This is a genomic window from Arcicella rosea (assembly GCF_014204325.1).
Taxonomy (GTDB): domain Bacteria; phylum Bacteroidota; class Bacteroidia; order Cytophagales; family Spirosomataceae; genus Arcicella; species Arcicella rosea_A.
Genome location: NZ_JACHKT010000001.1, coordinates 179,411 through 197,651, shown reverse-complemented (window position 1 = coordinate 197,651; position 18,241 = coordinate 179,411). Strand labels below are relative to the sequence as shown.

The 18,241-nt window shown below is 34.4% G+C and carries 20 protein-coding genes; 13 read left to right on the top strand and 7 right to left on the bottom strand.

Translation table 11 applies throughout. From position 1 onward, the window contains the following. Positions 1-30 precede the first annotated feature (30 nt). From HNP25_RS00930 to HNP25_RS00920, 3 genes are all read right to left on the bottom strand, one after another. Positions 31-1,455 carry a TonB-dependent receptor gene (locus tag HNP25_RS00930; RefSeq protein ID WP_184129115.1) on the bottom strand — a complete coding sequence of 475 codons (1,425 nt, stop codon included), beginning with the start codon at positions 1,453-1,455 and terminating at the stop codon, positions 31-33. 195 nt (positions 1,456-1,650) lie between these two features. Continuing rightward, complete coding sequence (locus HNP25_RS00925; protein WP_184128764.1) at positions 1,651-2,505, bottom strand: N-acetylglucosamine kinase; 855 nt, start codon at positions 2,503-2,505, stop codon at positions 1,651-1,653. 76 nt (positions 2,506-2,581) lie between these two features. Then, the gene (locus tag HNP25_RS00920) at positions 2,582-2,812 is read right to left on the bottom strand and encodes a cytochrome b5 domain-containing protein (RefSeq protein WP_184128761.1); all 231 of its coding nucleotides are present in this window, start codon (positions 2,810-2,812) and stop codon (positions 2,582-2,584) included. 86 nt (positions 2,813-2,898) lie between these two features. On the opposite strand from HNP25_RS00920, the gene HNP25_RS00915 reads away from it, so the two are divergent. Further along, on the top strand, positions 2,899-3,369 hold the full coding sequence (locus HNP25_RS00915; protein ID WP_184128758.1) for a hypothetical protein: 471 nt from the start codon (positions 2,899-2,901) through the stop codon (positions 3,367-3,369). A 114-nt stretch (positions 3,370-3,483) separates the two neighbouring features. After that, a complete protein-coding gene (gene thiL / locus HNP25_RS00910) occupies positions 3,484-4,512 on the top strand; it encodes a thiamine-phosphate kinase (RefSeq protein WP_184128755.1) in 1,029 nt (342 codons plus the stop codon). Between the two features lie 77 nt (positions 4,513-4,589). On the opposite strand, the gene HNP25_RS00905 is transcribed toward thiL, so the two are convergent. Further along, positions 4,590-5,483 carry a geranylgeranylglycerol-phosphate geranylgeranyltransferase gene (locus HNP25_RS00905; RefSeq protein WP_229202747.1) on the bottom strand — a complete coding sequence of 298 codons (894 nt, stop codon included), beginning with the start codon at positions 5,481-5,483 and terminating at the stop codon, positions 4,590-4,592. Positions 5,484-5,666: 183 nt separating this feature from the next. On the opposite strand from HNP25_RS00905, the gene bshA reads away from it, so the two are divergent. The 5 genes from bshA to HNP25_RS00880 all read left to right on the top strand — a co-directional run bounded on the left by bshA (position 5,667) and on the right by HNP25_RS00880 (position 11,152). Next, positions 5,667-6,836 (top strand): N-acetyl-alpha-D-glucosaminyl L-malate synthase BshA, encoded by a 1,170-nt coding sequence (gene bshA, locus HNP25_RS00900; protein WP_184128752.1) that lies wholly within the window; start codon positions 5,667-5,669, stop codon positions 6,834-6,836. A 7-nt stretch (positions 6,837-6,843) separates the two neighbouring features. Beyond that, positions 6,844-8,136: an NAD(P)/FAD-dependent oxidoreductase gene (locus tag HNP25_RS00895; protein WP_184128749.1), complete on the top strand. Its 1,293-nt coding sequence runs from the start codon at positions 6,844-6,846 to the stop codon at positions 8,134-8,136. A 181-nt stretch (positions 8,137-8,317) separates the two neighbouring features. Beyond that, a complete protein-coding gene (locus tag HNP25_RS00890; protein WP_184128747.1) occupies positions 8,318-8,968 on the top strand; it encodes a sterol desaturase family protein in 651 nt (216 codons plus the stop codon). Between the two features lie 93 nt (positions 8,969-9,061). Then, positions 9,062-9,745, top strand: coding sequence for a response regulator transcription factor (locus tag HNP25_RS00885; RefSeq protein ID WP_184128733.1), 684 nt, complete (start codon positions 9,062-9,064; stop codon positions 9,743-9,745). A 33-nt stretch (positions 9,746-9,778) separates the two neighbouring features. Beyond that, positions 9,779-11,152 (top strand): HAMP domain-containing sensor histidine kinase, encoded by a 1,374-nt coding sequence (locus HNP25_RS00880; protein WP_184128730.1) that lies wholly within the window; start codon positions 9,779-9,781, stop codon positions 11,150-11,152. Here HNP25_RS00880 and folK read toward each other — a convergent pair. Continuing rightward, complete coding sequence (gene folK / locus HNP25_RS00875; protein ID WP_184128727.1) at positions 11,131-11,640, bottom strand: 2-amino-4-hydroxy-6-hydroxymethyldihydropteridine diphosphokinase; 510 nt, start codon at positions 11,638-11,640, stop codon at positions 11,131-11,133. The two genes, HNP25_RS00880 and folK, sit on opposite strands and share 22 nt — an antisense overlap. A 141-nt stretch (positions 11,641-11,781) precedes the next feature. Between folK and HNP25_RS00870 the strand changes: the two genes are divergently transcribed. The 3 genes from HNP25_RS00870 to HNP25_RS00860 all read left to right on the top strand — a co-directional run bounded on the left by HNP25_RS00870 (position 11,782) and on the right by HNP25_RS00860 (position 14,179). Continuing rightward, entirely contained in the window at positions 11,782-12,336 is a 555-nt protein-coding gene (locus tag HNP25_RS00870; RefSeq protein WP_184128724.1) for a YqgE/AlgH family protein, read from the top strand. A gap of 1 nt (position 12,337) precedes the next feature. Continuing rightward, positions 12,338-12,802 carry a hypothetical protein gene (locus HNP25_RS00865; RefSeq protein WP_184128722.1) on the top strand — a complete coding sequence of 155 codons (465 nt, stop codon included), beginning with the start codon at positions 12,338-12,340 and terminating at the stop codon, positions 12,800-12,802. Positions 12,803-12,943: 141 nt separating this feature from the next. Next, positions 12,944-14,179: a 3-phosphoshikimate 1-carboxyvinyltransferase gene (locus HNP25_RS00860; protein ID WP_184128719.1), complete on the top strand. Its 1,236-nt coding sequence runs from the start codon at positions 12,944-12,946 to the stop codon at positions 14,177-14,179. 115 nt (positions 14,180-14,294) lie between these two features. Here HNP25_RS00860 and HNP25_RS00855 read toward each other — a convergent pair whose 3' ends face one another. Both HNP25_RS00855 and HNP25_RS00850 read right to left on the bottom strand, forming a co-directional pair. Beyond that, complete coding sequence (locus tag HNP25_RS00855) at positions 14,295-14,549, bottom strand: hypothetical protein (RefSeq protein ID WP_184128717.1); 255 nt, start codon at positions 14,547-14,549, stop codon at positions 14,295-14,297. A 229-nt stretch (positions 14,550-14,778) separates the two neighbouring features. Next, the gene (locus HNP25_RS00850; protein ID WP_184128714.1) at positions 14,779-15,345 is read right to left on the bottom strand and encodes a DUF6580 family putative transport protein; all 567 of its coding nucleotides are present in this window, start codon (positions 15,343-15,345) and stop codon (positions 14,779-14,781) included. Positions 15,346-15,549: 204 nt separating this feature from the next. Between HNP25_RS00850 and HNP25_RS00845 the strand changes: the two genes are divergently transcribed. The 3 genes from HNP25_RS00845 (at position 15,550) to HNP25_RS00835 (ending at position 18,190) form a co-directional block, all read left to right on the top strand. Continuing rightward, positions 15,550-16,683 (top strand): 5-(carboxyamino)imidazole ribonucleotide synthase, encoded by a 1,134-nt coding sequence (locus HNP25_RS00845; RefSeq protein WP_184128711.1) that lies wholly within the window; start codon positions 15,550-15,552, stop codon positions 16,681-16,683. A 244-nt stretch (positions 16,684-16,927) separates the two neighbouring features. Beyond that, positions 16,928-17,413, top strand: a complete 486-nt coding sequence (gene purE, locus HNP25_RS00840; RefSeq protein ID WP_184128708.1) for a 5-(carboxyamino)imidazole ribonucleotide mutase — start codon at positions 16,928-16,930, stop codon at positions 17,411-17,413. A 78-nt stretch (positions 17,414-17,491) separates the two neighbouring features. Further along, positions 17,492-18,190, top strand: a complete 699-nt coding sequence (locus HNP25_RS00835; protein WP_184128705.1) for a LysM peptidoglycan-binding domain-containing protein — start codon at positions 17,492-17,494, stop codon at positions 18,188-18,190. Positions 18,191-18,241 lie beyond the last annotated feature (51 nt).

The window sequence follows — 18,241 nt, the reverse complement described above, 5'->3', positions numbered from 1 at the left end:
TTCGTAGCCCTTTTTACTTTATATTATTTACTAAGCTGATGTTACTTCGCAAGGATAACCAAATAGGCAATTATCTTTTACTAATTTGGATACTATTGGTGGCACTAATTCTTCCCACCCAGATTCGCCAGATTGTATCAGTTTCAATACTGCATCGGTATTAATTTTGAGTAAATCTTTATCGTAATTTTTAATATCGGCAAACTTATCGTTGTCTTGCAAATACTGAAATAAACCTTTGAGGTGTGCTGGTGGCGTAAATTCTTTTGTCGTTACTGTTTCACCATCAGCATTGAGCATTGGATGTAAATACAACTTAATTTTAGGTGCAAACAAAGTTGAAAAAGCTGCAAGAATTCCTCCAGAAATATTAGTATAATGCTTTTCTTCAAAGATATAATCAAGATTTGGCATTCCTAAAATCAAGCCCATTCTTAGTTTGGTAAAACCTCCCAAATATTGAACCAAACGATAATATTCATGAAAATTTGAAATCAAAACGGTATGTCCCAATGAACATAAAATATCAACACGGTCGAGGAAATCTCGTTCATTGATTTGTTCGCCACCCGCTTGTAAATTTTTCAAAGTAAGTTCAGCTAATAAAACTACTTTATCGTCATCAACATCTGGTTCGGCTTCAAACTGTTTCAAACCCGTTTTAATCATGTCTAACGACACATTGGTAACTGGTCTGAAACGCCCACGTACTGCCACAATATGTTTTTTATAGAAAGCTTCTGAAGGCTGCATTACGTTTCCGTCTGGTCCAAAAAGTGCTGCATTGGTAAAGCCATTTTTCACCAAGTGAAGCGACATCAAACGGTCATCTACACCTTTAAAGTCGGGACCACGAAAACGAATCATATCAATCTCAATTCTATCAGAAGATAAATCATCCATTAAAGATTGAAGTAAAATTTCAGGCTGTGCATTATAATAAAAGCAACCATACATCAAATTTACACCAATTACGCCCAAAGCTTGTTGTTGTAAAACATTGTCATTGTCTTTCATTCTTACGTGAATGACAACATCGTTTGGTGCACCATTTGGTTCAAGTTGAAAACGTAAGCCAATCCAACCATGCGGGTCATTATTTTTTTGATAGTTTAGCGCAGCAACAGTATCAGCAAAAGCAAAAAATGTACGTTCAGAAGCCATTTCGGTCAGACGTACATTTAATAATTTATACTCACGAGTAAGCATTTTCATCAAACGGGCTTCCACAACATAACGCCCAGATTCTTCTTCCCCATAAATGGCATCCGAGAAAGCCATATCATAAGCTGAAATAGTTTTTGCAATCGTTCCTGATGCTCCGCCAGACTTAAAAAAATTAGCCGCTACATCTTGCCCAGCACCGATTTCAGCAAAAGAGCCATAAATTCGGCGGTCGAGATTGATGCGAAGAGCCTTCTGTTTTGTGCCTAAATTTCTATCGTAATTTACCATGACATTATTCTCTTTATATAATTGTACCCTATCACTCAAAGCATTTCCTAATTTACAATTCAATAGGCAAAGCTTGATAAAAATCTACCAAAAATATAATTCTTTATCCAAAAATTAATACAAAACACTAATTAGCAAGTTATCCTAATATGTTTAAGCAAGTAAAAGAATAAAACGTAATATAGCTCATTAAATTTAGGCTAATTGTGATTTGTGAAACAAAGTCAAGCCAGCAATTGGACTTTCCATAATCACTCCAACACTAAAACCTTTTTCTATCGCTACTCTTCTTAGAATATCAGAATAATAAAATGCTACTGAACCTGTAAAATGTATTTTGTACAGTTGAAAAGCTGGATACTTTAATAAGTATTTTTCAAAAAATAAATCAAATGCACCTTTAACTAAGCCAAACGTAAATGGATGATTGCGATTATCAAAAATAAATTTTGAAAAAGAAGCGAAGTAACGATTAGGAAAAGGCTTTTGATAAGCATTATCTAAAATTTCCAGACGGTCTTTCGCACCAAAACGCTTTTCAAATTTTTCACGAATATCTTCTGGCATTTCTTTATGCAAATAACTTAACACTAATTGTTTACCAAGGTAACCTCCGCTTCCTTCATCACCTAACCAAAAACCTAAAGGCGGTACTTGAAAAGTAATATCGTTACCATCATAAAAACACGAATTAGAGCCTGTCCCTAAAATGCAGGCAATTCCAGCCTCACGACCACACAAAGCACGAGCCGCCGCCAACATGTCACTCTGTACTTCTATTTTTTTTACTGCTGGAAAAATCGTTTTGAAAACCAAGCGAATAATTTCCGCTTTTTCTTCATTAGTAACACCCGTTCCATAGTAAAAAACTTCTGTAACAACTTGATTGTTAAGTGACGGCAATAAGTTTTTCTGTAGTTCTTCAATAATTGAATCAGTAGTTTGATAATATGGATTTAGCCCAATTGTTTTGACTTGGGAAACTTCTCCTCTTGGAGAAATCATCCGCCAATCTGTTTTACTTGAGCCACTTTCTGCGATTAAAATCATTATTTTATATTTTAAAAATATAGTTTTTGGATATGCAATGCAACCTTTTTTTAAGAGAGGCAGTCATTAAAAGTACTCATACTAACTCGCCCACAACCGAAAATTTTTCAAAAACTTTATCTGTATGCGGAGCGTCTTTTAGTTCACTCGTTAAATCCTGACCAGCCCAATGTTCATAATGTTTGCCATTACGCCAAAGTCTGGAATCGCTAACATCATAAATAAACCCTTTAAAGGCAACCCAGATTTCGTCACGATCTTGACCGTTCCTTAAAGACAATTGAGATTTAGTGTATTTTTTTAGCATAATTATTTTATATATATTGTATCAAATTTGCTGAAATCAATTTATTTTATCATTTTTATCCCTCAAAAATAAAATCTAACATAATAATGAAAAAACTAATTCTATTCCTTCCTCTTCTCTTTGCCTTTGTTTTAATACTAAGCAGTTGTGGGAAAGATGCACCAGAACCAACTTTGACCGAAAAGTTGACAAAAACTTTTACCGTTAGCATTGCCAAAGAAGGTGGTGTTGAAGTTTATAACAAAACTAAAGCCACAAACATTGCTGCTGGTTATGCTAATTACAAGTTAAGTTTAAGTAGTACCAAGTCGGCAACGTTAACAGCAAAAGATAATACGACATTCACAGGTACTTGGGCTTTGACAAATACGGACAAAACTTTAAGTTTAACTGGACTAAAAACTTCTGCGGGAGCGAATCCAACTGGAACGACTGGAACAATTGAATTCAAAATCGTTACAATTGATGGAACAGGTGCAACAGTAACACTTGAGTCTTTACAACCAGACATTAAAGCAAGTAATTCTATTGTTAATTTACAATTAGTAAATCCTTAAACCAAATATAAATTATTACCACAAAGCCATCTCTAACAGGATGGCTTTTTTCTTTTCCATAAAATATCAATCCTTCGATTCTCTCAATCACAAAATCAAACGTAACTTTGTATTATGGAAACAAGAACAGAATTAAGTACAATCGGAGAATTTGGCTTGATAAAGTTAATCGATTCAAAATTTCAAAGCATTAATCCAGAAACTATTAAAGGAATTGGTGATGATGCAGCCATCATCGATACTGCTGGTAGAGAATTGGTAGTTTCTACCGACCTTTTGATGGAAGGAATCCATTTCGATTTAGCTTATACTCCTCTCAAACATTTAGGTTATAAGGCTGTTGCCGTAAATGTTTCTGATATTGCTGCGATGAATGCCATTCCAAAGCAGATTACGGTAAGTTTAGGTTTGAGTAATCGTTTTTCGGTAGAAGCCATTGAAGAATTATACGAAGGCATCAAGATTGCTTGTGATGAATATAAAGTAGATTTAGTAGGCGGTGATACTTCGGCTTCTCGCTCGGGTTTGGTGATTTCAATTACTGCATTAGGTACTGCTGAAAAGAAAAATATCGTTCTAAGAAATACAGCGAATACCAACGACATTATTTGTGTTTCGGGAGATTTGGGTGCGGCTTACATTGGTTTACAAATACTTGAAAGAGAAAAACAAGTATTCTTGGCAAATCCTGATATGCAACCTCAATTGGATAAAGACAAAGATTATGTGATAGAACGCCAATTAAAACCGAATGCCAGAATGGATGTAATTTATGAATTGCGTGATTTAGGCGTAATTCCTACTGCTATGATTGATATTTCGGATGGATTGGCTGCTGAAATATTACACCTTTGTAAAAATTCTGGAACTGGTGCAGTGATTTTTGAAGATAAAATTCCAATCGATGATCAAACTTATTTGATGGCTACTGATTTAAACTTTAGTCCGATGACGGCAGCACTGAATGGCGGTGAAGACTATGAATTACTTTTTACAGTAAAACAAGAAGACTTTGAAACCATCAAAAACATGTCTGATATAAGTTTCTTGGGTTACATGACTAACGATGTGGATGGTGTAAAACTAATGATGAAATCTGGTACGTTAATTAATGTTACTTCACCCGGATTTGAACATTTTTGATACTTCTAAAATAACTTTTCAATAAAAATGGCTTCGCAAAAACGAAGCCATTTTTATTGAAGTATATATCGTTAAAATTAAACGGCTATCATCGTTAAAACTCCTATTAACATAATAATTTTACAAGCATTACTCAGAAAAGCAAAATCATTGGGCTTGTCGGCATAAACTAATTTATACGTCAGAAAACCCACTGGAAACATCATTAATAGAAAGATATATGCAATTCTTTCATTCGGTAATTGACTTGCCAGAATGAATAAGATACTGATAAAAATGGCAATTAATCCATAAACAAGATTTTTGGTTCTGGCAATTCCCCAGATAATTGGAAGTGTTCTACAACCGTGGCGTTCATCGCCTTTTACATCTTCCATATCTTTAATAATCTCACGAATTAAAGTAATGAAAAATGAAAAAGTAGCATAAACCCATACTTCTCGCTGATGACCGGGATAATAAACGGCTAAAACCAACAAAGAAAAACCCGTTAAAATAGCGACCATCAAATTGCCCCAAAAAGCCAATCTTTTTAATTTATTGGCATAAAGCCACAAACAAAAAACGGCACATAAATTTACAAATGCTGTTTTTCTATCTACTAATAAACCCAATAAAATACCTGAAGCATTAAAAATTTGATGAATCAATAAAGCCCATCGTCTTTTGATGTATCGCCCAATAACTACTCGTTCGGGTTTATTCACTAAATCAATTTTTATGTCATAATAATCATTAATAATATAGCCAGAAGCAGCCACTAAAACTGTCGCTATAACAATTAAGAGTAAGTTTTTTTCTACTAAAATATCAAGAAAGTGACTGAAAGAAAGTGGTTTATCTCTAACCAAAAAGAATCTAGTAAAATATTGCGTAAATACGATAATGGCTAAATTTTGCCAACGAATTAGTCGACTAAAACCTGTAAGTACTTGTAGATATGTAACTTTCCGAGGGGTTCTCAACATCATATTAGTGGATTGCTATGCACTATAACAACCAAATTTATTCCATTTTCATCCCTTAAAAAATTTTTTTAGTCATTAGAAGAGATTTTTTTTTGTTTTTGTGTGTTAGACCTTTGATAAGTCTATTCGCTAAGACTTAACTTTATATATCCACAACGTGCGGCGAACCGCTTCAATATTAGATTAATGAAAATCGGAATTGTTTGTTATCCTACTTACGGAGGTAGTGGTGTAGTAGCCACAGAATTGGGTAAGGCACTTGCAAAAGCAGGTCATGAAGTACATTTTATCACCTATTCACAACCTTCAAGGTTAGACTTTTTTAACGAAAATATCTATTATCATGAAGTAAGCGTATCAAGCTATCCTCTTTTTCAATACTTACCTTACGAATCGGCTTTGGCAAGCAAAATTGTTGATGTAGTTATCAACGAAAGGCTTGATTTATTACATGTTCATTATGCTATTCCACATGCTTCGGCGGCTTATTTAGCGAAGCAAATCCTGAAATCTAAAGGTATTCATATTCCATTTATCACTACGCTGCACGGAACAGACATTACTTTAGTTGGCAAAGACCCATCTTTTGAACCAGTTGTTACTTTCTCGATTAACGAATCTGACGGCGTTACAGCAGTTTCTGAAAGTTTAAAAAATGATACTTATGATGAATTTGAAATTGTAAGTAAAATAGAAGTAATTCCCAATTTTATTGATTTAGAACGTTTCAAAAAACTTCGTAAAGATCATTTCAAAATAGCAATTTGCCCCAATGGCGAAAAATTATTGATGCATACTTCTAACTTTAGAAAAGTAAAAAGAATCGAGGACGTTGTTCATGTTTTTCATAAAGTAAATCAAAAAATCCCCTCAAAATTACTCTTGGTTGGCGATGGTCCAGAACGTACTTCTATAGAAATGCTTTGTAGAGAATTGGGCGTTCAGCAAGATGTAAGATTTTTAGGTAAACTTGATGTGATTGAAGAAGTACTTTCTTTAGCAGATTTATTTTTACTGACTTCCGAAAAAGAAAGTTTTGGTTTGGCAGCTTTAGAAGCAATGGCTTGTGAAGTACCTATTATTTCCTCAGACGCTGGCGGATTGCCAGAAGTAAATGTGCATGGCGTTACAGGTTATGTTTCGAAAATTGGCGATACCGACGACATGGCAAAAAATGCGATTTCAATTTTAGAAGATGATGAAGTATTAGCCAGATTCAAACACAATGCCCACGAAAGAGCAAAAGAGTTTGACATCGCCAACATTTTACCCCTTTACGAACGTTATTACGAAGAAGTAACTGCTAAAAGTTGGAAATTTCCACCACAACCTTGTAAAGTCGAAAGTTTAAACTAACAATAAGATGCCCCTAAATATACGAGTAAGTAATCGTAAAAGAATTGTCATTATTGGTGCTGGTTTTGGAGGATTAAAACTTGCACAAGAACTAGCTGGAAGTGCTGATTTTGAAGTTGTTTTGATTGACAAAAACAATTATCATCAATTTCAGCCACTATTTTACCAAGTAGCCACCGCAGGACTTGAACCTTCGGCGATTTCTTTTCCGCTTCGATTGGCTTTTCATCACTATGAAAATGTGTATGTAAGGGTAGCGACTGTTACAAAAATTATTCCTGAACAAAATCTTATTGAAACCAATATTGGAGAACTCTCTTTTGATTATCTAGTAATTGCAATTGGAGCTGATACCAACTTTTTTGGCAATAAAAATATTGAAGACAATGCCCTTCCGATGAAATCTGTCGGTGAAGCACTTGGACTCAGAAATAGATTACTTGAGAATTTTGAAAAAGCCTTGCTTGCCGACCAAGAAGAAGACAAAATTGGTTTGATGAATGTAGTGGTAGTAGGTGGTGGACCAACTGGTGTAGAAGTATCGGGTACTTTAGCTGAAATGAAAAGAATGGTGTTGCCTAAAGATTATCCAGAACTAGATTTTGATTTAATGCAAGTACACATCATTGAATCTGGCGGAGAATTATTAGGACCAATGTCATTAAATGCACAAATTAAATCTAAAGAATACTTAGAGCAATTAGGTGTAATAGTTCACCTAAATACAAGAGTAACAGATTTTGATGGAAAACATGTTTATTTTAATAATGGCACTACCATCAGAACCAATAATTTAGTCTGGGCTGCTGGTGTTAAAGCAAATGTGATTGAAGGTATAAAACCAGAAATCATGATGCGTGGCGGGCGTTTAAAAGTAAACAGACAAAATCTTGTAGAAGGATACGAAAATATTTTTGCGGTAGGTGATGTTGCTTACATGACAGAAGATAAATTTCCAAATGGTCACCCACAAGTAGCACAACCTGCTATTCAGCAAGGGAATTTATTGGCTAGTAATTTTAAAAAAATGCTAAAAGGAAACCCACTTGAAGATTTCTATTATAAAGATTTGGGGTCTATGGCAACTATTGGTAGAAACAAAGCCGTTGTAGATTTACCATTTTGGCATTTCCAAGGATTCTTCGCTTGGCTTACTTGGATGTTTGTTCACCTCATTGCAATTGTAGGTGTAAAAAACAAAGTATTAATATTCATTAACTGGTTATGGAATTACATTACTTACGACCAGTCATTGCGGTTAATCATCAAAGCTAAATCCCCTAAAAACAATCAAACTTAGCGAACTAACTATTAATCACATAAACAAATTATCATCAAATAACATGACAAACGGTATTTTATTGTAAAAAAAAGTTCAGTATCTTTGTCGATATAATTCAACAAATTGATAGGTATTAAGCTCTTTATATAAAATTAGTACAATTTATACGCTAACTCTCCTACTTATCTGAAATAGTATTATGGAAGCGAAAAACACAAAAATAAGACCTAAAAATAGTGGCTCTAAACAATTATTTGATAATCCAATTTTAGAGAAACTATCACACACACACATTGCCATCCCTGTTAGTATGTTTTTCATTGCAGGTTTTGTGCTTGGTTATTATGCCTTCACTCATACCGAATTAGCAAATTGGGCAATTGGTATGCTATTTATTACTGGTGCAATTATCTTTACATTCATTGAGTATTGGGTGCACAGAAGTGTATATCACATCGAACCAACTACTGATGCAAGAGCAAAATTCCAATATATCGCTCACGGTGTGCATCACGAATATCCAAAAGATAAAACTCGTTTAGCAATGCCGCCGATTGTAGCAGTCATTGTAGCGGTTACTTTGTTTTCAATCTTTTTTGTATTAATGGGCGAAGCCGCTTATGCTTTTTTCCCTGGTTTTATTTGGGGTTACGCAGCCTACTTATTGGTACATTATTCTGTTCATGCTTATGCACCACCAAAGAATTTCATGAAGCAATTGTGGATTAACCACGCAGTGCATCATTATAAAGATGGAAATGCAGTTTTTGGTGTTTCTTCACCAATCTGGGATTATGTTTTTGGAACAATGGCAACGATGGACAAATCGAAAGTTTCTGAGAATTTATAAGAAATATTTATTTAGCAATAGCTCCGCAAGAATAACAGTATCTTGCGGAGTTTTTTATTTTATCTTTGAACCTAAATTTATTCGCCAAATTCCATGAAAATATTACTGATAGAAGACGAACCTAAAACACTTCAATCGCTTCGACAAGGATTGGAGGAAAATGGTTTTGAAGTTGATATAGCTTATGACGGACATATCGGCAAACATCTTGCTCGAAAAAATCAATACCAAATCATTGTTACCGACATCATCATGCCGGGTATCAATGGGCTTGAACTCTGTAAACAATTGCGTGAAGAAGGTATCACTACCCCAATTTTGATGCTTACTGCCATGGGAAGTATCCAAGAAAAACTGATGGGTTTTGATGCTGGTGCGGATGATTACTTGGTAAAGCCTTTTGACTTCTTGGAATTGTTGGCTCGTATAAAAGTATTAAGTAAAAGAAACTTAATTCCTCTTCCAAACAATAGTAATATTCTGAGCTATAGTACACTTGAGATGAATCTGGATGCACACTTAGTAACCAGAGAAGGCAATAAGATTGATTTAACTGCCCGTGAATTCGCTCTCTTAGAATACCTTTTGCGTAATCAAGGAAAAGTAATTTCAAAAGCTGATATTGCTGAAAAAGTATGGGATAGCCGTTTTGAAATGGGAACAAACGTTATCGAAGTATTTATGACGATGCTTCGCAAAAAAGTCGATAAAAACTATGATACTAAATTGATTCATACTCAATATGGTGTTGGTTATGTATTAAAGGTTGAAGAGTAATTTAAGGTAACATCAAAAAACGCTAGATAAATCATGCAAATTCGGGCAAAACTTACTTTACAATTTACACTTTTGGTGTCTGTAATTGTCTTGGCAATTTTTATCGTTATTTATGGTTTGCGTTATAATTACGTCAAAGAAGAATTTTATAATCGTCTTACTCAAAAAGCTTCTACTTCAGCTAAATTATTGGTTACCATCAACGAAGTAAATTATAAATTACTCAAGAAAATCAACCAAACTAATAACGATGTACTTTATCGTGAAAACCTCATTATTTACGATTACGAAAACCTAAAAGTATATTCAAGTAATGATACAAGTGGTTTTAAGATTTCTTCGGAAATGCTTAACCAAGTCAGAAAAGAGCGAGTTTCAAGGTTTACACAAGGAGATTTTAAAATTGTTGGAATCCTCTATCGTGACCGTTTCAATCGTGTTGTAACCATTGCTGGTGCAGTAGATTTATCAGGGGAACGAGATTTAAAAAACCTTCAAAACACCATGTTTGGTTTGTTTTTTATTGTGATTGCTGTCGTGGCAGTAACGGGTTGGTATTTTTCTGTTCGTGCTTTGTCGCCTATTTCTGAAGTAATCAAACAAGTAAAAACTATTTATCCACAAAACGTTAATCAAAGGCTTACGATTCAAAATCCTAAAGATGAAATTGGACAACTTACTGCTACTTTCAACGAACTTTTAGAAAGAATCAGTGAAGTATTTCGTTTGCAAAATCTATTTGTGTCGAATGTTTCTCATGAAATGAAAAACCCTTTGATGAAAATCGGTTCGCAAATAGATGTTACTTTATTGAAAAGCAGAAGTGAAGAACAATATTTGGCAACGTTGCAGTCTGTCAGACAAGATATTCGTGAACTTGGTCAGCTTTCAAATACTTTGTTAGAATTAGCCAAAGTAAGTGATTTGAACCATAGTTTGATGTACGATGAGGTTCGCCTCGATGAAATTATCTGGGAAGCTGGCGATTTACTATTACAAGCCGAAAAGGATTATCAAGTACAAGTAAACTTTACCAGTGAAATCGACGAAGATTCAGAATTAGTAATTCAAGGCAATGCACAATTATTGAAAACAGCTTTTGTCAATTTAATGGAAAATGGCTGTAAATTCTCTGAAAACCATACGGTGAGAGTAAGTATTCGTTTCTTGGAAAAACAAATTGAAGTACAATTTGAAAACAAAGGTGCGATGGCACAAAAAGAAATCGCCTTAGTTTTCGAGCCTTTCTACAGAAGCCAAAATACGGCAAGTATCAAAGGTTATGGAGTAGGTTTATCTTTAGTCAACCGAATTGTGAAACTTCATGGAGGAAATATCAACGCACATTGTTCTGATAATTCTACTTTTTTTACTTTACTGCTTCCTTATTCTGTGGGGATTAAATAAGGTTTTACTTCGCCAATATCTGGACAAACATTGTATAATACTTGAATACTTTTCTGAAATACTGGATGAATAAAATCTGCTGCAATTTCTTCTAATGGCACTAATACAAAGTTTCTATCTTGCATCAAAGGATGTGGAAGTGTCAGCGAAGGTTCATCAATAATTTGATTTCCATGAAAAATAATATCAATATCAATGAGCCTTGCACCCCATTTTTCGATTCGCACTCTCCCCAACATTTCTTCAATCATTTGTGCTTGTAGCAACAATTCTTTTGAACTGAGCGTTGTTTCAACAGCAAGAGCTAAGTTTAAATAATTAGGTTGGTTTTCCACACCCCAAGGAGCTGTTTCGTAAAATTTTGAACGTTTGGCAATCAATCCAATCTTATTCGCTATTAATTGAATGGCATTTTCCAGCATTTCAACTCTGTTTCCTAAATTTGACCCTAAAAGTAAGTAAGTCGTTTGGAGATTTAGCTTTTGCATTGTATTTTTAATTAAACTTCTTTTTAAGCTCCATAGCATATAATCTATATTATTACAGACCGATTCGCTTTTCGTTGTGTATATTCTTGCAAAGATTTATAAATATCGCTTAATTCACCAATAATCCTTTAAATACCTACCATGAAAAACATCACAAAGGGCTCTATACTCATTTCCGAACCTTTTCTCAAGGATCCGAATTTCAACCGAAGTGTTGTATTAATTTGTGAACATGAGACGAACCAAGGCTCTTTCGGATTGATTCTGAACCAAACTTCCAATCTCAATCTGGATGATGTATTGGAAGAAAATATTTATCCTGACGTACCACTTTATGTCGGTGGTCCCGTTCAGCATAATACTCTGCACTATGTGCATCGCCGTCCTGATATTATCGACGGGGGAATTACCTTGATGGAGGGTGTTACTTGGGGTGGAAATTTCCAACAAGTAAAGAGCCTCCTCAATAATGGAGTATTATCGCCTAAAGATATTCGTTGTTTTATTGGCTATTCAGGTTGGGAAGATGACCAACTTGATAATGAACTCAAAAAAGATTCTTGGATAGTTTCAAGTACTACTTCGGATGTTATTTTTGATACGCCTCCAGAAAATTTCTGGAGAACAATTCTTAAAGAAATGGGTGGCTCGTTCAAAGTACTAGCGAATTATCCAAGCGATCCAAGCTTGAATTAAAATGTCTGACAACAATAATATTCCTCATATTTCAATCATTAATACTCGTCCCTCCGACCAACATTTATTACTCTTGGGCGGCTTAGGGACGTTTTTATATGTTATTTATTTCTTGATTAGAACAGAATACTTATCAAGTGCTGTTTGTTTATTCACTAGTGTATTTTTGATTTATCAGTATTTAGAAAAAATCAAGGTGAAGGCTAAACTCATTATAAGTCAAGATGGTATACAAGTAGTTGGACAACCTTTTGTTTCTTGGGCATTTGTTCATGGATTACAGATTCGTCCAGAAGTGAAGGGAAATCATTATTCCGAAACGTTGGTTTTTACCAATAATGGGAGAATTCAAGAAATTCCTATTCAACAATTGGATATTACTGCATGGCAATTAGAACAGTTGCTTGAAATGTATCAGGAACGATTTAGGGAAAGTATTATCGAGAATAATGAACCTTTGCCATAATCAAATCTCATTCATCAAGTATGCTTTCTTTCAGGACTTTTTCAAGCTTTTCCCTTATCTTTGTGTTCTTTAAATCCCAAAAACGAATCAGAGAAGTGTATCGGGAGTGTTTTTTCCCGAAAATAAATCCGAAATCACACATTGAAAAAGCTATTCCTTCCCAAAGTACAAAAATCTTTCCAAACGGAAATTCCATTACCTTCTTCTAAATCAGAATCTAATCGTGCTTTGATTATCAATGCCTTGGCAAAGGGAAAAGATAATTTATCGAACCTTGCCGAAGCTCGTGATACTCAAACGATGATGCGTTTGTTGGCTTCTGATGATGCCATCGCTGATGTGATTGATGCTGGAACTACCATGCGTTTCTTGACTGCTTTTTTCTCGGTAACGGGTCAACAAAAAACAATGACGGGTACGCCAAGAATGTGCGAGCGTCCGATTGGTATTCTGGTAGATGCACTTCGTTCTTTGGGTGCTGATATTGAATATTTGAATAAAGAAGGTTATCCGCCTCTGCAATTGAATGGTTTTAATTTCTCTGGAAATAAAAATTTATCCATTAGAGGTGATGTTTCTTCGCAATACATTTCTGCCATCTTGATGATTGCCCCTTTATTGCCAGAAGGACTAATTTTAACCATTACTGGTGATTTAGGCTCTAAGCCATATATCGAAATGACGATTCAACAAATGAAAAGTTTCGGTATTACGGTTACTCCTGATTGGGAAAACATGACGATTACCGTGCCTGCACAACAATATGAAGTAATTCCTTATGCTATTGAATCAGATTGGTCGGGAGCAAGCTATTGGTTTTCGATGGTTGCACTTTCTGAATTTGAAGATGCTGAATTAGAATTATTAGGCTTAAAAGAAAATTCATTACAAGGTGATTCTGTGATTACTGACATCATGAGTCATTTAGGCGTGAAATCTGAATATACTGGTCGTGGCTTCAAATTGACTAAAATTCCTGCGGAAGCTTCTTTGGCTTGGGATTTCACCAATTGTCCAGACTTAGCTCAGACAGTTTGTGTTGTGGCGGCGGCTAAAAACATTCCACTTACATTAACAGGCGTGGAATCTTTAAAAGTAAAAGAAACCGACCGTATCTATGCTTTGCAAACTGAACTAGCCAAAATTGGCGGAAGTTTAGTAGAAATAGAAAAAAATCATAAATACTTATTAACGGCAAGTGGAGAAGCCATTAAAGCAGATACGGCTATTCATACTTACGATGACCATAGAATGGCAATGGCTTTTGCTCCTTTAGCGTTGGTTTCAGACATTACGATTGAAGAACCAGATGTAGTCGTGAAATCATATCCTTCGTTTTGGAAACATATTGCCAAGATTGTTGATATTGAAGCATAATCAATCATTCTGTTGATAAATCAACAATTACTTGTGAATAATACTTTAACAGATGACATGAATTTGATTCAAGTCATCTGTTATTTTTTTATGCCTATACCACTTTTTAAAATGCCTATCCCCTATTTGTAATGAGTGATTGAGGAATCGCTTCTGACGAATGAAGAAGTTTTTCAAGGGTGAAAATGTTTTTTTCTACCTTACAAAATAGTTTTTCAAGGGTGAAAATATTTGTTTCTACCCTACTAAATAATTTTTCAAGGGTGAAAATATTTGTTTCTATCCTACAAAATAGTTTTTCAGGGGTGAAAATATTTATTTCTACCATACAAAATAGTTTTTCAGGGGTGAAAATATTTATTTCTACCATACAAAATAGTTTTTCAGGGGTGAAAATGTTTGTTTCTACCTTATTAAATAATTTTTCAAGGGTGAAAAATAGGATTTCTAACCATAAAAGAAGAGTGTTTTGTCAATGATAAATCAATATTTACAAAATTGAAAATTAGGTAATTAGGATAAATCCCAGCAATAGGCACAAAAAAAATAGTGCAGGGATTACCTACACTATTGCTGATATGATTGATTTTCTAAGGTTCTTATTGCAATTGTAAAACTTTAGAAGTTGATTTTGCATATTCAAAAGCACCAAACATGATTGCTGAGAAAATTAAATTACTCGTCAAAGTATTTTTCAAGAAAGGTAAAGCCATTGTATAACATGACATTAAACCTTCAAAAGTTTGTGGATACATTTTACCACCAGTCCAAACTAAAAAGTTAGACACTACAAAGAATACAACTGTGCCTAATAAATTAGCGGTAAGTAAGCTTGTAACTGTTACTTTCTTTAGCGTAAGGATGCCTATCGCTACTACCAAAGCAAAACAAAAGAAAGTGCCTAAATCAAAACCAAATGAAAAAGTAGGATACCACTGCTTATAAAAAACATTGTTTAACACCAAATTAGATAACCACAAGGCAGCCATTGGTATAATAAAAGCCCATTGCTTTTTTGCAAAATAAGCCCCTCCGAACAATGCGATTGTTCCTACAGGTGAAAAGTTGGATAATGTTGGTGCAATCACCGCTAAAAAACGAAAGGCAATAGCAACCAAAATGATAGCAACTAATACACCAAAACGAAGGTTTATTGAATTTTTCATGAATATTTTCTCCTAAATTTCCATTCTAATTTATATTAGAATATACAAATTTACTAAGGTTTACAGATTTCAACGTAATTTTGATGAAAATTTAAAAATAGATGAAAAATCTGTGGGATAAAGAACATTGACAAATTATTCTTAAAGTCCTAAGTCTTAAAGTCTCAAAATCTTAAAGCTCCAATCATTTTATCTCAATAAAAAATGTTTTCTAAAAATTTCAAATTAGGTTTATTAGGTGGCGGACAGTTAGGAAGAATGTTACTCCAAGCTGCTATCGATTTAGATATTCATGTAAAAGCACTTGATCCAGACCCTGATGCACCATGTGCCAAGATTGCACCAGAATTTGTAGTGGGTTCTTTTCTTGATTATGATACTGTTTATCAATTCGGACAAGATTGTGAAGTAATTACCATCGAAATTGAAAACGTTAATTTAGAAGCTTTAAAGAAACTACGTTCAGAAGGCAAAAAGGTATTTCCACAACCAGAAGTACTAGAAATCATTCAAGATAAACGTGTCCAAAAGCAGTTTTACTTGGATAATAACCTTCCTACTTCTGATTTTATCTTGACAGATTCTGTAGAAGACATCAGCAAAAACCTTAATTTCTTACCTGCTTTCAACAAATTAGGAAAAGGCGGTTATGATGGTAGAGGCGTACAAAAGCTGAGTTCAGAAATTGATTTACCATTGGCTTTTACCGAACCAAGTTTATTAGAAAAAGCGATTGATTTCGATAAAGAAATTGCTGTAATCGTTGCTAGAAATGAGCATGGAGAAATAAAAACCTTCCCAACGGTAGAATGTGTATTTCATCCAGTATATAATTTGGTTGAATATTTATTTGCTCCAGCAGCCGTTACGGAAAGTATTCATGAAGAAGCAAAACAAATTGCGATTGAAACAGCAGAGAAACTTGGTATCGTTGGGCTTTTAGCAGTAGAAATGTTCTTGACAAAAGATGGCAAAATATTGATTAATGAAGTTGCTCCACGAACACACAACAGTGGACATCATACTATCAGAGCTAATCATACTTCACAATTTGAACAACACCTTAGAGCCGTTTTAGGCTTGCCATTGGGTGATACTTCGGCACATTCAAAAGCAGCAATGGTAAACTTATTGGGCGAAGATGGTTACACTGGCGAAGCAAAATATGTTGGAATGAACGAAGCCTTGGCAATAGCAGGCGTTTATCCATTTTTATATGGCAAGAAAATCACGAAACCATTCCGAAAAATGGGACACGTTACGGTAGTTGATGAAAACTTAGATTCATTAAAAGAAAAAGTAAACATCGTGAAAGAAAAACTAAAAGTGATTGCTTAAATCTCATGATTTTAAGTAACGAATACAATATACTCAATGTTTTGCTTATCATAAATAGTTGATAATTAAAAGATTAAAAATACTAATCACCAATTACTATTTACCAATCACTACATTTTTCAGTAAGAATAAGCAAAATAAAAGAATACCCGAAAAAGCCTCTACTCCATTTGAAATAGAGGCTTTTTCGATTTTTAGCCCTAAATTTGTATTCATTTAACGCAATTTAATTAGTTAGTATATAATGGTAGGAATCATCATGGGCAGTATTTCAGACATCAAAGTCATGCAAGAAGCTGCCGACGTTTGTAAACAATTTGGCGTAGCGTATGAAATAGACATCGTATCGGCACATAGAACACCTTTGAAAATGGTTGATTATGCCAATACAGCCAGAGAAAGAGGAATCAAAGTAATCATTGCTGGTGCGGGCGGTGCAGCACATTTACCAGGTATGGTTGCTTCTATCACAACACTTCCAGTAATTGGAGTACCTGTAAAATCTTCTAACTCAATTGATGGTTGGGATTCAGTACTTTCAATTTTACAAATGCCTTCTGGTGTTCCTGTTGCTACTGTTGCATTGAATGGTGCTAAAAATGCGGGAATATTAGCAATTCAAATGTTGGGTATTGAAAATCAGGAAATTGCTACTAAATTGCAAAACTATAAAGCAGAACTTAGCGAAAAAGTGGCAGAAATGGTTACCGAATTAAAAGGAAATAAATAATAGTTTTAGAGATTTTTATACTTTTAGTAGTTGAAAATTGTTTTCTTGCTAAACAAACCTCACCAATCCTTACGAAATATGGAAGACTATCGTAATCCTCGCCCAGCAGAAGAAAATTCAAACATTCCCATGATTACCCTTTTGGTATTAGTGGCATTGGTAATTGCTTTGCTTTATGTTGGTTGGCAGTCGATGAGTGATGATACCACCAAAACAGAAGTTGTGCTAAGTACTCCGCCAAAATCGGATGCGATGAAAGGACAAGAAGATGCTGACCTTGTAAGTGCACCTGTTACAGAAATGCCAGAAGAAGGTGCAGAGAAAGAAGATAAAAAAGCTTCAACAACCGTTGATGAATCAGCAAAGCAAGATAATAAAGCTAAAGACGAAAAAGTAGCTGAGAAGAAAAAAGAAGAAGCCAAAAAGGCAGAAGAACTAGCTAAAACTGAAAAGAAAACCACGGAAGCACCTTTAAAAGGAACAACTTTTGTGCATACTGTACAATCTGGGGAAACTTTTTATGGTATTGCCAATCGTTATCATATCAGTAAAGCTGCTTTACAAACGCTTAATCCTGATATAAAACCAGAAGGAATCAAAGTGGGTATTACAAAATTGAATGTTAAAGTAAAGGCGATTCATACAGTTGGGCCTGGTGATATTTTAAGAGTAGTTGCTCAGAAATATGGCGTTAGCAAACAATTAATCATGGATGCTAATAAAAAGACCAAGGATTTAACAGAAAGAGGCGAAAAATTGATTATTCCATTACCTTAAAAGATGTAATGTTTAATGTAAAATATTTTAAAAAGAGCATATAAAAAGGTC